Here is a 13728-nt window from a genome sequence, read left to right on the forward strand (position 1 = left end):
GTCAGTAAAGGGATAGCCAGAAACATACAGCGCCGATCTTGAACACCGGAAGCCGCTCTGATCGGAAATAAACCCGCCCGCGGCTCCGTGATGCTTTCGTTACATAAGAGCGGGTTTGAAACCGATGTGAGATCTGACGGTTATGAGCCGCGTTTCCGCAGATAGATCAAATCTTGTGGCGAGTGTGGCGGATGTGTCGTGATTGCATGGATGCAATCCGTGGCGATCCCTATGTGACGCAGATCACATCGATTCGATGGCACCGATCCGGCGGCGGACACGTCTAACGCCCCCGATTCGGGGCGGGAAGGGCCCGGATCCCCGACGGGGCCGGGCTTCCCGGCCCCGGAAACGGGTGCGGGACCCGGCGCCTGCCGGGTCCCGCGGGTGAGGAAGGGGTGGGAAGACCCCTCTCTCGGGGTCGTGTGGGCTACCTGTACAGCTCGCCGCGCGGGCCGACGATCCTGCCGGACCACACGTTGGCCGCCTTGCGGTAGATGTCGGCGGTCTCGCCGTCGAAATACGGCGAGGTGATCAGGTCGTAGCGGCCGTTCTGGTCCTGGTCGCCGAACAGGCTGGTGACGCCGTTGACGTAACCCAGGCGCCGGCCGCTGCTGTACTGGGTCAGCCACGGGCCGCCGTCGGCGCCCGGGGTGAAGGCGCCCTTGAGGCCGACGTGCTCCTCGACCTTCTCGGCGGAGGAGACGTACTCCTTGCCGGACGGCTTGCCGTACAGGTACTTCGGCGTCACACCGCTGTAGGGGCGGTCGCCGTCCGGGTGCGGGGCGGCGGGGTAGCCGAAGACGTAGACGGGCTTGCCCGTCGGCTGGTTCCAGGTGAAGCCCTGGCCGCCGACGTTGTCGCCCAGACGGCCGACGTCCTTGGACAGGACGATGTAGTAGTGCGAGCCGCGGGACCACTTGGGCCCGGTGAAGCGCCCGTACTCGGCCTTGGTGACCTGCTTGACGCCGTCGAAGGCGACGCCGTTGTAGACGGTGACGAAGGCGTAGTCCTTGTCGTAGTCCTCGTAGTTGGCGAAGTCGTAGTGCGTCCACGCCGACTTGCCGACGTAGATGCCCCACGGGGCCTTGCCCTGGTAGTAACCGGGCACGAAGACCCACTTGTCCAGGGTGTCGCTGTTGCTGGCCGGGTCGTAGACGCAGTGCCCGGCCGTGGCGACCAGGTTGCGGTACTTGCTCTGGACCGCGGTGGCCGAACACCAGCGGTACTCGCCGTTGACGACGAAGAACACCTTGCCGATGGTCTTGGGCAGGTTGACGTTCTTGACGCGGCCCGCCGGGGCCTTGCCCGAGCCGGTCGGCCCGACGCTGCCGGGGCTGCCGTCGGGGGAATGGCCTCCGCCGACCTTCATCCTGGGGCCGCCGGGGTCGGGGTTGTAGACCGTCGCCTTCTTGAGGGCGGCGAAGTTGGAGGCGGCCCAGAAGTCGACGACCGACACGGCCGAGGCGTTGTTCGTGGCCATCGGGTCGGTCGCCCAGTCGGGCGCGGCCTGGGCGGTGCCGGCCAGGCAGGTGGCCAGCAGGCCGGTGGCGAGTGCGGCGCCACCGAGGGGAAGAAGGGGGTACTTCAAAAGACAGGCTCCTTGCGCTGCAACGTCCCTCGGGGGACCGGGGACTGCGGGACGACAAGGTACGAACCTATGCACGGAGCCCAGAGGCAAATAACTCTCTAAGACTCCCTTAAGGTTCTTTTAAGGTGCTCTTAGCCTCAGGGTGCCTGCTGTCCGGCGGCCCAGCGGTAGACGGCGTAGGTCGACGCGATGAAGTACGGCGAGGAGATTCTGTCGTATTTGCGGTCGGTGTCGGTGTCCCAGCCGAAGCTGTTGACGCCGTTGAGGTAGCCGACGGCGCGTTTGGTGTCGTAGCCGATCAGCCAGGGGCCGCCGCTCGCCCCACTGGTGAACGTGCAGTTCAGCGCGGTGCCGTACTCGACCAGCCGGGCGGGGGCCTTCACCTTGATGGTGAGCCCCCGGCACGACTTGAGCTGCTGGCCGTCGTAGGGCCTGCTGCCGTCGGGGTGCGGGGCGGCGGGGTAGCCGAAGGCGAGGGTGAACAGGCCGGTGCCGCGCCTGGTCGTCAGACCCTGGCCGCCGACGTTGTCCTCCAGGCTGCCGACGTTCTCCATCTCGTAGGTACCGGCCGTCTTGCCGGCCTTCCACCGGAATCCGTCGTGCACCGTGACGAAAGCGTAGTCGTAGTCGTAGTCGCCCTTCCCGACGAAGTCCTCGTGCAGGTTGAGCGAGTGGCCGACGTAGATGCCGTACGGGGTCTCGCCCTGGTCGTAGCCGGGGATGAAGATCCAGTACTCGGCCGCCTTGCCCTGCTTGGCGTCGTAGGCGCAGTGCGCGGCCGTGGCGACCAGGTTGTGGTTGGCGGACGCCACCGAGGAGGCGGAGCACCAGTAGTCCTTGTTGTCGAACCGGAAGAACACCTTGCCGACGGTGATCGGGGAGGCGCCGGAGGCCGCGGCCCGCTTCTTCGGCAGGCTGGGCGCGACGACCTGCGGGGAGGACGTGGAGGTGCCGGTGCCGTTCTTCGCGCCGGTGGCGGTGTCCGTCTTGGTGCCCGTCTCGGTGCTCCCCGAGGACGCCGTCGTGGTGGCACTGGCGGCGGTGCTCGTCTCGGCGCCCCCGGCGGACGCCGCGGCGGCGGTCGCGCTTCCGGTGGCACTGGTCGGGGTCGGGGACGCCGAGGAGGTGCTTCCCTTCAGCTCGGGCGTCGCCGGGACGTTGTTCACGGCCTGCTTGAGCCGGGCCGGGCTCCAGTACTCCGCGATCCGCTTCATGTCGGCGTTGCTCTTGGTCAGCGTGATCGAGGTGATGCCGTTGGGCACCCCGTCCAGGGAAATGGCCGCGGCGCTCCCGGCGAACGTCGACATCGCGGTCACACAGGCGGCGAGCAGCGCGCCGAGCGTGGCCGAGAGCCGCCGTACGCGGGGAAACATGGGGGATTCCTTCCGGGTCAGAGGGCAGATGGGGGACGTAAGGGGTGATTTTTCCAGATCAACTCGGTTTTCGGCAGCTCAGTGGACCGATCCGCTCTTACACCGTTGCCTGGCCAGTGTGCCGGAGGGTGTATAAGCACCCCGTCAAGCCGGGGAAGGGCCCGGGTGCGGTCCGGGCCCTTCCCGGCGCGTGACGCCTGAGGACTAGCGCGGGAGCTGCCCGGTCCACAGGTTGGCGGCGTGCTTGTAGATGGCGTACGTCTCACCGTTGAAGTACGGGGTGGTGACGCGGTCGTAGCGGCCGTTCTTGTCGCTGTCGACCGTCAGGCTGACGACGCCGTTGAGGTAGCCGGTCCGCTTGCTGTTCTTGTACTGCAGCAGGAAGGGGCCGCCGCTGGCGCCCGGCGTGAAGGCGCACTTGATCGCCTGGTGCTCCTCGGCCTTGTAGGCCGGGACGACGGGGGCGGCGCCGGTCGTGCCGTAACACCACTTCTGGGTGTGCCCCGAGTATGGCTTGTTCCCGTCCAGGTGGGCGGAGGTCGGGTAGCCGAAGGTGAAGACCTTCTTGCCCAGCTTCTGGTTCCAGCTGAAGCCCTGGCCGCCGACGTTGTCGCCGAGGCGCCCGGCGTCGGACATGACGATCACGAAGAACCGCGTGTAGAAGTAGAGCTCCTTCACGCTGGTCTTGACCCACTTCTTGACGAAGTACTGGGTCTTGTACCAGGCGATCTCGTTGCCGTTGACGTCCTTGGTGGCTTCGAGCTTGCCGAGGAACCTGCCCTCGGCCTTCTCCTTGACCAGCTCGCGGTACTGCTCCTGGCTGATGGCCACCTTGCCCTTGTCGTCGCTGAAGCGCTCGAACTTGGCGTGGTTGTCCAGGCCGGTGGGGGCGGCCTTGTAGGCGCTCTCGACGACCTCGACAGCGGTCAGCTTGACGCCGTTCCGGCCGTCCTTGACGTACTCCTCAAGGTACTTCTGGGCGTCCGCGGGCTTGCCGACGGTCTCGACCTTGGGGTCGGCCAGTTTCTTCCAGTACGGACCGGCCTCACCGTACTTCTCGATCCCCGCCTCGTACTCGGCCTTGGAGATCTCCTTGTCCTCGGTGTACTTGAAGCCCTTGGTGGCGGCGTACTGAGGTGCCGTCACCTCCTTGACACCGGTCTGCTTGATGCCGTTGTAGACGTTGACGAAGGCGTAGTCGTAGTCGTAGTCCTCGTAGACCGTGAAGTCGTCGTGGGTGTTGACCTTGGCGCCGACGTAGATGCCCCAGGGGGCCTTGCCCTGGTAGTAGCCCGGGATGAACACGAAGTTGCTGAACGGCTTGTTCGTGTCGGTGTCGTAGACGCAGTGCCCGGCGGTCGCGACCAGGTTGCGGAACTTCGACTGGACCGAGCTGCCGGAGCACCAGCGCTCCTGGCCCTTGTTGTCCACGAAGAAGACCTTGCCGACGGTGATCGGCAGGTTCACGTTCCTCGAACGGCCGGCGCTCTTGCCCTCCTCGCCGGTGGGGGCGACGACGCCGGGCTTGCCGTCCGCGGCGGCGCGGGCGGCGCCGGTCTTGCTCAGCTTGGCGGAGACGGTGGAGTCGCTGAGGTAGGTCTTCGCGGACTTCAGCTTCGAGGCGGTCCAGTAGCCCGCGATGGCCTTCGCGTTGCCGGACGAGGTCAGCGTCGTCGACTTGACGTCGGGGTCGGCGGCGCTGACGGCCTGGGCGGTACCGGGAAGGGAAGCGCCGATCATGCCGGTGACCGCGAGGGCACCGCCGAGGGGGAGGATCAGGCGCTTGACTCGGGAGTTCAATGTAGCTCCTTCTTTGTCATGGATCACTGGGGACGCGATCCACGCATGCGTAAAGAGACAAGAGGTGACCGTACTCAGCAAAGACTGGTTAAAGGGCCATAAATCGGACACATGGCGGTACCGTTATGATTTTGTTACCCAACTGGTGGAACCGGATCTCTTCCGGTCGCGTCTGATCTACCTTTCTGTGCCGTGTCGCTGTGAGTCGGCCCCGCTATGCCTATGAGCTGCGAAAACGCCGGAGTGGATCGTTGCCTGAGCGGGACGCTCGCGGGAGGCTGAGCGGACATCCGGCGTCACACGTCATCGGGGGATCTCATGCGACGTCTTCTCTGCCTGGCTGCCGCCGGGCTCTTCGTGCTCTCCGGTACGGCCGCCGCGGCCACACCGCCGCCGTCCCGCGAGTCCGGCCCGCCGCCCACGGAGCCGGTCGTGCCCCGCCCGGGAGGATCCATCGAGCTTCTCGGACCGTTCCAGCAGACCCCGGGCAAGGCATCGCGCGGGACGAAGACGCTGGTCCTGAGCATCGCGCGGGGGGAGCGGGCACTGCCCGCGAGCCGTTTCGCCCTGCTGGCGTGTGATTCGCCGAACGACACCACTTCCAGCCTGGCCAAGGCGTGCGAGGCGTTGGAGGGGGCGGGAGGCGACCCGGCGGGGCTGAAGCCGCTGCAGGGGATGGCCTGCACGCTGCAGTACGAGCCGGTCACCGTGACCGCGACCGGTATCTGGAACCGCCGGTTCGTCCGCTTCGAGCGGACCTTCGGCAACCCCTGCGAACTGCGCGTCGCGACCGGTCCGGTCTTCGGCCTCTGGAACGGCTGGAGCCCGCAGCACCCCTCGATCCCCTAAAGGGATCCGCGTGGAGGGGCCCGGTCCGTGAGGACCGGGCCCCTCGCCGTCCCGGCTGACCGAATGGCCCGCGGTCAGCCGGTCACGTCACTTACTTCGTCCAGCGGTTGGCCGCCGTCTTGTACACCTTGTAGGTGTCGGTGTTGAAGTACGGCGAGGAGATCCGGTCGTACCGGTCGTTCTTGTCGGTGTCCCAGGTGATGCTGTTGACGCCGATCAGGTAGCCGGTCCGGCTGGAGTTCTTGTACTTGTAGAGCCAGGGGCCACCGCTCGCGCCCGCGGTGAGGGCGCACTTGAAGCCGACGTGCTCCTGGACGTTGTACTTCGGCGCGGCCGGCATGGCGGTGGTCGTGCCGTAGCACCACTTCATCGTGCGCCCGGTGTAGGGCTTGTCGCCGTCGGGGTGCAGCCCGGCCGGGTAGCCGAAGGAGAAGACCTTCTTCTTCAGCGGCTGGTTCCAGGCGAAGCCCTGGCCACCGACGTTGTCGCCGAGCCGGCCGACGTTCTTGATGACCGGCTGCCACTTGCCGTCCTTGTCCTTCACCCAGTTCACCTTGAACCCGGAGTGGACGTTGACGAAGGCGTAGTCGTAGTCGTAGTCCTCCTTCACGACGAAGTCGTCGTGCGCGTTGAACCACTTGGCCGCGTAGATGCCGTAGGGGTTCTTGCCGTCCCACGCCTGGTCGCCGTCCCAGTAGGACGGAATGAAGATCCAGTTGTCGTAGAACTGGTTGGTCTTCACGTCGTAGACGCAGTGCGCGGAGGTGGCGACCACGTTGCGGTACTTGCCCTGGACGGAGCTGCCGGAGCAGTACTTCCAGCTCTTCGGGTCCGCCGGGTTCGCCCCGGGCAGGGTGAAGAAGACGCGGCCGACGGTGTTGGGCAGGTTGACGTGCTTGCTCTTGGCGGGCTTGGTGCCCTCCTCGCCGATCGGCGGGACCGACCCGCCGGGGCCGTCGGGGCCCGCGGCGCCGGACGGCTTGCCGCCCTTGACGCTCAGGTCGAGGTCGCCGGTCGCGTCGGTGGCCTTGCGCATGCGCTCCGGGGACCAGAAGGAGGTGGCCTCCGTGGCCGTCTCCGAGGCCTGGGAGCTGATCACGTCCTTGGGGGCCGTGACGGCTCCTGCCTGGGTGGTGGTGGCGCCCATCGCTCCAGCGATCATGAGAACGCCGGTGAGGGGGATCGCGAGGCGCCGTGCTCGGGAATTCATGGAGCTCCTTTCGTTCTCAGCGCGGAGATCGGGACTTCTCCGCGCCGGGAAAACGATCGGAACGTTACAGAATGGATCAGGCGCCCGGCGAGGAATTGACGACAAAAAGTCTGGGACGGTTCCGTGTGATGCCGAATCGCTATTGGAATAGCAATTCGTTATGGTTTAACGAAAAGGCATTTCCGCAGCTCATCGCAGCTCCGGGGTGATCCCTCGGCTCTCTCGGGTATCAGTGGTCACGGCAATGCGGAACGGTTTCTCGAATAACTCCGGAAACTCCGGGCTATTAAACCGAATGATGTTCTGGTTGGATGTCCGCATGAGTGGAGATCCTCGCACCCCGTGCCTCGTCGGTGTCGCCCAGCACACCGTCCGCACCCAGCCGGGACCGGAGCCGCTGGACCTGTGGGAGCTCGTCGCCCGCGAGGCCGCGGCCGACGCCGGGGCGCCCGGCCTGCCGGCGGCCCTGGACTCGATCCAGATCGTCTACACCGAGTCCTGGCAGTACGACGACCCGGTGGCCAGGCTCGCCGAGAGGCTCGGCGCCGTGCCGCGGCACCGGGCCTACTCCCGGGTGAGCGGTACGGCCCCCCAGCTCCTTCTCGGCGAGGCGGCCGCCAGGATCGCCGCCGGCGAGATGGACGCCGCCCTGGTCGTGGGGGCGGAGGCGCTGGCCACGCGCAGGGCCCTGCGCAAAGCCGGGGAACGGGTGAAATGGAGTCATCCGGCCGACCCCAAGCCGCCCTACGGCTGGGAACGGCCCCCGCACCCGGCCGAACTGGCCCACGAGCTGTTCCTGCCCGCCCACACCTACGCGATCATGGAGACCGCCCGGCGGGCGGCGGCCCACGAGTCCCCGGACGAGGAACGGGAGGGGAGGGGCCGGATGATGGCCCCGATGACCCTCGTCGCCGCGGCCAACCCGCACGCCTGGCATCGGCGGGCCCACACGCCGCAGGAACTCGTCACCCCGTCGGCGGAGAACCGGTTCGTGGGCTGGCCCTACACCAAGCGGACCGTCGCGGTCATGGAGGTGGACCAGGCCGCCGCCGCGATCCTCGTCGCCGACGGGTTCGCCGACCGGCTCGGCATCCCCCGGGAGCACCGCGTCTACCTGCGGGGATGGGCCTACGCCGAGGACACCTGGGAGGTGGCCGCCCGCCCGGAGGCGGGAGCCTCGCCCGCCATGGCGGCCGCGGCCCGGCACGCCTTCGCGCGGGCCGGGGTCGGCCTCGACGACCTGGGCGCGCTGGACGTCTACAGTTGCTTCGCGATCGCGCTCCGCGCCGCCTGCGCGGCCACCGGCCTCGACCCGCTCGACCCGCGCGGGCTGACGGTCACCGGCGGGCTCCCCTACGCGGGCGGCCCGGCCAGCGACTACGTCCTGCACTCCACCGCGGCGATGGCCGCCCGCCTGCGCGAGCAGCGCGGCCACGGGCTGGTCACCGGGGTCGGCATGCACCTGACCAAGCACACCTACGCGGTCTGGTCGACCGAGCCGGGGGGTGCGCTCGGTGACGCCGTCCCGGTCCACACCGCCGAGCCGGTGCCGATCGCGGAGACCTACGAGGGCCCCGCGACCGTCGCCGGATACACCGTCGCGCACGGCCGGGACGGCGCCGCCGAACGCGGCGTCCTGATCGCCGACCTGCCGGGCGGTGGCCGGGCCCACGCCCACGTCCGCCACCCCGACCTGATCGCCGAGGCCGAGTCGCGTGAACTCGTCGGCACCGAGGTCCGCCTGGTCCCCGACGGTCCGGTGAACGTCGCCACGTGGTGAACACCGCGGCCGGACATCGACTCCGATTCGTGATGCGACTGACACGGGCCCCGAGACCGCCGGAAACCGAAGATTGACCTGAGAACCGTATTTCTCGCGCGAGGCGGCGTGGAACATGGTCGCTGGCCGGTACGACATCATCGAGGAAGGGCCCCCGCGGGGCCCCCGGCGCTGGGCCGGCATCGCGGTGCTGGCCGCGATACTGGCGGTGCCGGTGGTCGTCCTGCTGGCGAGCCGGGAGCCCGGCGCGGTTCCCCGGCTCCCCGTGCCCGTGCCGGCCCCGTCACGGGCCGACGTCCAGGAGACCCCCAACGTCCTGTATCCCGAGCCGCGCCGCGACGGCGGCAGGGAGATCCTGGACGTGGTCTTCCCCGACGGCTCGCGCGCCCGGATCGACTACCCGGCCGACCTGGGCCTGGCCCGGCTCGGCGTACGCCCCGCGCTGGGCGGGTGGCTCGACGGCCACCCCGGTCCGCACCGGCAGCTGACCGTGCCGTCGGGCGGGCCGGCCGGGGTGGCCCAGGGCAGGCCGATGATCCGGAAAATGACCGAGCGGGTCACGCTCTGGCACCCCATGAGCCCCGCCGAGGGGGAGGTGCTGCTGTTCGCCTTCGACCCCTGGTACGTGGCACTGCGCGACCTGAAGACCGGCATGGCCTTCGAGCAGCGGATGCTCTGGGCCCGCAACCTGCGCGGCAGGGTGACCCGGTCCGGATACCTCGTGCTCACCGCCAGGCCACCGTTGCGTCTGGCCCGCGCCGGGGAGTTCCGCGGCGGCGAGCCGGTGGGGCCGCAGCTCTGGTTCGGCGGAGCCAGGGAGACGCTGCTGGTGCTGGCGCCGGTGCCGGGCTGCGACGTGACCGCGATCGAGCTGCCCGTCATCCGGGAGCGGCGCCGTTTCTCCGGTGAGGCGTGCCGGGACGGCGTGTACGTGGCGGCCTCGGGGGAGCAGGACAAGGTCGAGCGGGTGATCGCCGGTGTGGGCGTCAGGCGCCTGCCGTAGGCGGTCGGCCCGAGCCGGAGGGCCGGGGCGGGAAGCGGGGGCGTAGGGTGCGGCCATGTTTGCCGTAACCGCCACGCGGATCGATCCCGACAACCCGCTCACCGGACTCACGCTCGGCGAGCGCCCGGAACCCGAGGTTCCCGACGGCTGGACCACCGTCACGGTGCGGGCGGTCTCGCTCAACCACCACGACCTGTTCACGCTCAAGGGCGTGGGCATCCGCCAGGAGCAGCTGCCGGTGGTGCTCGGCACCGACGCGGCCGGGCTCGACGAGGACGGTAACGAGGTCATCGTGCACTCGGTGATCGGCAGCGGTCCCGACGAGACCCTCGACCCGAAGCGGTCCCTGCTGTCGGAGAAGTACGACGGCACTTTCGCCGAGCGGGTGGCCGTGCCCCGGCGCAACCTCGTGCCCAAGCCCGCCGCGCTCAGCTTCGAGGAGGCGGCCTGCCTGCCGACCGCCTGGCTGACCGCCTTCCGCATGCTCTTCGACAAGGCCGGGCTGGAGCCCGGCTCGACCGTGCTGGTCCAGGGCGCCGGCGGTGGCGTGGCCACCGCGCTGATCACGCTGGGCAGGGCGGCCGGTTACCGGATCTGGGCGACCAGCCGGTCGGAGGAGAAGCGGGCGCGCGCCCTGGAGTTGGGGGCCGACCAGGTCTTCGAGACCGGTGCCCGGCTGCCCGAACGGGTGGACGCGGTGATGGAGACCGTCGGCCAGGCGACCTGGGACCACTCGCTGAAGTCCCTGCGTCCGGGCGGGAAGATCGTGATCTCCGGCGCGACCAGCGGGGCCGTCCCCCCGGCCGACCTGAACCGTGTCTTCTTCCTGCAGCTCTCGGTGATCGGCTCGACCATGGGCACCCGCGACCAGCTCGGCAGGCTCGCCCGGTTCCTCGAGCAGACGGGGGTCCGCCCGCTGATCGACCGGACGCTTCCGCTGATCGAGGCCCCGGAGGGGTTCGCGGCCATGCACGGGGGCGACCTCTTCGGAAAGGTCGTCTTCACCCTGCCGGGCTGACCGCAGCCCGAGTGTGTTTCACATCACGTGTGTAAGTAAGAGGTTACTTTGCGGCCTTCCGGGTGATAGACACAAGTGAGCGATGAATCACCCGGGAGGCCCGGAATGACCGACTCAACCGCGCACCGCGACCCCGGCACGCACGACGGCTTCGACGTGCCCGGCGGCCGGGAAGGGCACCGCGACCCCGGCGGGCGGCGCGACTCCGACACGCGCCCCGGCCCGGCCGGGGACCGCGACCCCGAGCCGTTCGGCCCCGGCGACCTGCTCTGGGAAGGCATGGGCGACTACCGGCTGATGTTCCTTCTCGGCGGCGCCCTCATCATGCAGGTCATGCATCCGGCCGTCGGCGCCGCGGTCGGCGAGCACTCGATCTACCGGACCGACCCGTGGGGGCGCCTGACCCGCTCTCTCACCTCGCTGCAGACCTGGGTGTACGGGGGCCGGCAGGCGATCGAGGAGGGCAGGCGCCTGCGTGATCTGCACAAGGACATCCAGGGTGTCGACCCCCAGGGCAGGAAGTACCACGCGCTGAGCGCCGAGCCGTACGCCTGGGTCCACCTGACCGCCTTCGAGCGGTCCGTCACCATGTCGAGATACTTCGGTGAGCCGCTCACCCGGGACCAGGAACGGAGTTTCTACGAGGAGGTCATTCGCCTCGGCCGGATCCTCCGGGTTCCCGAGCGGATGTTCCCGCCCACGGTCGAGGACTACTGGCGCTACTTCGACGACATGGTGGAGAACACCCTGGAGGACCACCCGACCGCGCACGATGTGCTGGAGACCATGCTCGCCGTGGGACCGCCGCCGACGCTGCCCGTGCCGCTGCGGGCGCTCTGGCGTCCGCTCGGGCTGACCTCGGGCAGGGTCAACTACTTCGTGACGGTCGGCACGCTGCCGGACGGCGTCCGGCGGAAACTGGGCCTGTCGTGGACCGCCCGGGACGAGGCGCGGTTGCGGCGGCTCGGCCGGGCGGTCGCGGCGACGGTGCCGCACCTGCCCGAGCGGGCCAGATACATGCCGATCGCCTATCACGCCCGGCAGGCCGCACGGGCCCGGGAGCGCCTCACCCGCGCGATGCGGGTCGCCTGACGCCGGAGCTCCCGGCGTTCTCGAGGTGCCCGGCTCCTGGCGCCGGCGCTCCCGGTGTCCCGGGCGTGCGGGGCGTGCCCGACAGCAGGAGGGGCGGGCGCGGACCGTACAGCAGGATCACCGGAGCGCGTCGCGGATGCGGCGGGCGGCGTCGTAGAGGGCGTCCTGCGCGGTGGCCAGGGTCTCCTCGGTGACCTGCCTGTTCACGGTGTCCGCGCGGACCTCCTCGACGAACTCGGCGAGCATCTGCCCGAGCCTCGCGTCGCCGGCGGGTGAGCCCTCGCCGGTGAACCCCTCGGCCCGGGCGCGCTTCCACTCTTCCTTCCACGCGGTGGTCTGGCGCTGCCACTCGCGCTTCTGGCGCTGCCACTCGGCCTTCTGCTCGCGCCAGGCCTCGCGTTGCGCCCGCTTGGCCTCCTGCTGCGCGCGCTTGGCCGACTGCTCGTCCTGCCTGCTCCCCTGGCGCACGTCGCGCGCCATCTGGGTGAGCTCCTCGCGCAGTGACCTGACAGTGTCGCGCACGTCCTCCTTGACCTCGCGGGCGATGTCGCGGACGGAGTCGGCGATCTCCTGCTCCAGGTCGGCGAGCTCGTCGAGCCGCTCGTTGAGTTCGGCGCGGCCCCGCTCGCTGATGGTGAAGACCTTCTTGCCGTCCACGACCTCGTGGGTGACCAGGCCCTCCTCCTCCAGGCGGGCCAGGCGCGGGTAGATCGTGCCGGGCGAGGGCGAGTAGACGCCGAGGAACCGGTCCTGCAGCAGCCTGATCACCTCGTACCCGTGGCGCGGGCTCTCCTCCAGCAGCTTGAGGAGGTACAGCCGGAGCCGTCCATGACCGAAGACCGGGCTCATGCCTGGGCTCCCTTCAGCAGCGTGACGTCGGCGGAGACGGTGTTCGCGGTCAGCGACGCCATACCGCCGCCGAGGCGGCCGGTCAGCGTCTTCGCGCCGACCAGGGTGGAGTGGGCGAGTTCGGTGAAGGCCGTGTCGAGCCTCCCCGAGGTGGAGCGGATCGTGACGTCGGTCTCGACCGTGTGCGGGAGCCGGAGCATGATGTCGCCGGAGACGCTGTTCAGCGTCACGTGTCCGGTCGGCGGGAGCTCCAGGTCGGCGGTGATCCGGCCGGAGACGGTGGTGACGTTCAGCCGGCGGGGCGTGCCCTGGGCCACGGTCAACTCGCCGGAGACGCTCTTGAACGACAGGTCGCCGACCAGCCCCCGGCTCTCGACGTCGCCGGAGACGGTGTCGGCGTGGATCTCGCCGCTCACCCCGTCGAGCACGATGTCGCCGGAGACGCTCCGCACCGAGGTGCGGCCCTCGAACCCGGCGACGACCGCCGAGGCGGAGACCACCCCCACGGTGACCGGGCAGTCTTTCGGTACGGTCAGCGCCAGCGTCGCCTCCCGGCGCCCGGGACGCAGCCAGCCCAGCAGCCCCTCCCAGGTGAGGTCCTTGTAGGTGACGGTGAGGACGCCCTCGTCGTCATGGGTGACGATCAGCGGCGGGTCGCCGACGTCGGTCACCTCAAGGGTGGCGGGGCCGTCGCTGGCCAGCACCGCCAGCCTGCCCGCCACGATCCGGACGTCGAGCCTGCTCACGGAGTCGAGGGTGAGCTGCTCCGGTTTGTCGATGGTCCATTGCCGCATGGTGACGACCTCCTTCTGCAAGACACGATATGTCGCGTCATGCGAAGGGTCAAGATATATCTCGTTTATGCCGGGTGTCGCGTCTACTCGTCCTCGTCGTCGAGACGGGCCAGCCAGGTGGACAGGCGCTCCACCGGGGTCTCGAACTCGGGGTTCAGATCGACGAACTCGCGCAGCCGTTCGGCGAGCCAGGTGATGCTGACCTCCTCCTCGCCGCGGCGCTCGACGAGCTCCTCGATGCCCCGATCGGTGAAGTACATCGTTCTCCTCGTTGTGATCCTGCTCTAACGGGGAAGTCCCCCGCAGCGGTTCCTGCGGGGGACTTCCGGGGTGGTGCGTCGGGTCCGGCCGGTGACCTGGGCGATCTCG

General features: G+C 69.2%; 12 protein-coding genes. 5 read left to right on the forward strand and 7 right to left on the reverse strand.

The annotated features are described in order from the left end of the window. Window positions 1-430: 430 nt before the first annotated feature. From ABD841_RS22395 to ABD841_RS22405, 3 genes are all read right to left on the reverse strand, one after another. Window positions 431-1591, reverse strand: a complete 1161-nt coding sequence (locus ABD841_RS22395) for a trypsin-like serine peptidase (RefSeq protein ID WP_344975037.1) — start codon at window positions 1589-1591, stop codon at window positions 431-433. 137 nt (window positions 1592-1728) lie between these two features. Beyond that, window positions 1729-2964 carry a trypsin-like serine peptidase gene (locus ABD841_RS22400; protein WP_344975039.1) on the reverse strand — a complete coding sequence of 412 codons (1236 nt, stop codon included), beginning with the start codon at window positions 2962-2964 and terminating at the stop codon, window positions 1729-1731. A 204-nt stretch (window positions 2965-3168) separates the two neighbouring features. Beyond that, window positions 3169-4764 carry a trypsin-like serine peptidase gene (locus ABD841_RS22405; RefSeq protein WP_344975042.1) on the reverse strand — a complete coding sequence of 532 codons (1596 nt, stop codon included), beginning with the start codon at window positions 4762-4764 and terminating at the stop codon, window positions 3169-3171. 318 nt (window positions 4765-5082) lie between these two features. Between ABD841_RS22405 and ABD841_RS22410 the strand changes: the two genes are divergently transcribed. Continuing rightward, window positions 5083-5613, forward strand: coding sequence for an SSI family serine proteinase inhibitor (locus ABD841_RS22410; RefSeq protein WP_344975045.1), 531 nt, complete (start codon window positions 5083-5085; stop codon window positions 5611-5613). Between the two features lie 91 nt (window positions 5614-5704). Here the strand turns inward: ABD841_RS22410 and ABD841_RS22415 are convergent, their stop codons facing one another. Beyond that, complete coding sequence (locus tag ABD841_RS22415) at window positions 5705-6823, reverse strand: trypsin-like serine peptidase (RefSeq protein ID WP_344975048.1); 1119 nt, start codon at window positions 6821-6823, stop codon at window positions 5705-5707. Between the two features lie 319 nt (window positions 6824-7142). Between ABD841_RS22415 and ABD841_RS22420 the strand changes: the two genes are divergently transcribed. The 4 genes from ABD841_RS22420 (at window position 7143) to ABD841_RS22435 (ending at window position 11716) form a co-directional block, all read left to right on the forward strand. Continuing rightward, window positions 7143-8603 (forward strand): acetyl-CoA synthetase, encoded by a 1461-nt coding sequence (locus ABD841_RS22420; RefSeq protein WP_344975051.1) that lies wholly within the window; start codon window positions 7143-7145, stop codon window positions 8601-8603. A gap of 115 nt (window positions 8604-8718) precedes the next feature. Further along, window positions 8719-9606 (forward strand): hypothetical protein, encoded by an 888-nt coding sequence (locus ABD841_RS22425; protein WP_344975055.1) that lies wholly within the window; start codon window positions 8719-8721, stop codon window positions 9604-9606. Window positions 9607-9661: 55 nt separating this feature from the next. Next, a complete protein-coding gene (locus ABD841_RS22430; RefSeq protein ID WP_344975058.1) occupies window positions 9662-10624 on the forward strand; it encodes a zinc-binding dehydrogenase in 963 nt (320 codons plus the stop codon). A 105-nt stretch (window positions 10625-10729) separates the two neighbouring features. Then, complete coding sequence (locus ABD841_RS22435) at window positions 10730-11716, forward strand: oxygenase MpaB family protein (RefSeq protein WP_344975061.1); 987 nt, start codon at window positions 10730-10732, stop codon at window positions 11714-11716. 117 nt (window positions 11717-11833) lie between these two features. Here ABD841_RS22435 and ABD841_RS22440 read toward each other — a convergent pair whose 3' ends face one another. From ABD841_RS22440 to ABD841_RS22450, 3 genes are all read right to left on the reverse strand, one after another. Further along, window positions 11834-12565 carry a PadR family transcriptional regulator gene (locus ABD841_RS22440; protein ID WP_344975064.1) on the reverse strand — a complete coding sequence of 244 codons (732 nt, stop codon included), beginning with the start codon at window positions 12563-12565 and terminating at the stop codon, window positions 11834-11836. Next, window positions 12562-13359, reverse strand: coding sequence for a DUF4097 family beta strand repeat-containing protein (locus ABD841_RS22445; protein WP_344975067.1), 798 nt, complete (start codon window positions 13357-13359; stop codon window positions 12562-12564). Before ABD841_RS22445 ends, ABD841_RS22440 begins: the two co-directional genes overlap by 4 nt. 83 nt (window positions 13360-13442) lie before the next feature. Then, a complete protein-coding gene (locus ABD841_RS22450) occupies window positions 13443-13619 on the reverse strand; it encodes a DUF6104 family protein (RefSeq protein WP_184545984.1) in 177 nt (58 codons plus the stop codon). Window positions 13620-13728 lie beyond the last annotated feature (109 nt).

The organism is Streptosporangium fragile, from assembly GCF_039534445.1.
Classification (GTDB): Bacteria; Actinomycetota; Actinomycetes; order Streptosporangiales; family Streptosporangiaceae; genus Streptosporangium; species Streptosporangium fragile.

Coding starts and splice junctions, on each gene's coding strand:
- ABD841_RS22400 (WP_344975039.1), bottom strand. CDS start 2,964: ATGTTTCCCCGCGTACGGCGGCTCTCGGCCACGCTCGGCGCGCTGCTC.
- ABD841_RS22410 (WP_344975045.1), top strand. CDS start 5,083: ATGCGACGTCTTCTCTGCCTGGCTGCCGCCGGGCTCTTCGTGCTCTCC.
- ABD841_RS22415 (WP_344975048.1), bottom strand. CDS start 6,823: ATGAATTCCCGAGCACGGCGCCTCGCGATCCCCCTCACCGGCGTTCTC.
- ABD841_RS22420 (WP_344975051.1), top strand. CDS start 7,143: ATGAGTGGAGATCCTCGCACCCCGTGCCTCGTCGGTGTCGCCCAGCAC.
- ABD841_RS22425 (WP_344975055.1), top strand. CDS start 8,719: ATGGTCGCTGGCCGGTACGACATCATCGAGGAAGGGCCCCCGCGGGGC.
- ABD841_RS22430 (WP_344975058.1), top strand. CDS start 9,662: ATGTTTGCCGTAACCGCCACGCGGATCGATCCCGACAACCCGCTCACC.
- ABD841_RS22435 (WP_344975061.1), top strand. CDS start 10,730: ATGACCGACTCAACCGCGCACCGCGACCCCGGCACGCACGACGGCTTC.
- ABD841_RS22440 (WP_344975064.1), bottom strand. CDS start 12,565: ATGAGCCCGGTCTTCGGTCATGGACGGCTCCGGCTGTACCTCCTCAAG.
- ABD841_RS22445 (WP_344975067.1), bottom strand. CDS start 13,359: ATGCGGCAATGGACCATCGACAAACCGGAGCAGCTCACCCTCGACTCC.
- ABD841_RS22450 (WP_184545984.1), bottom strand. CDS start 13,619: ATGTACTTCACCGATCGGGGCATCGAGGAGCTCGTCGAGCGCCGCGGC.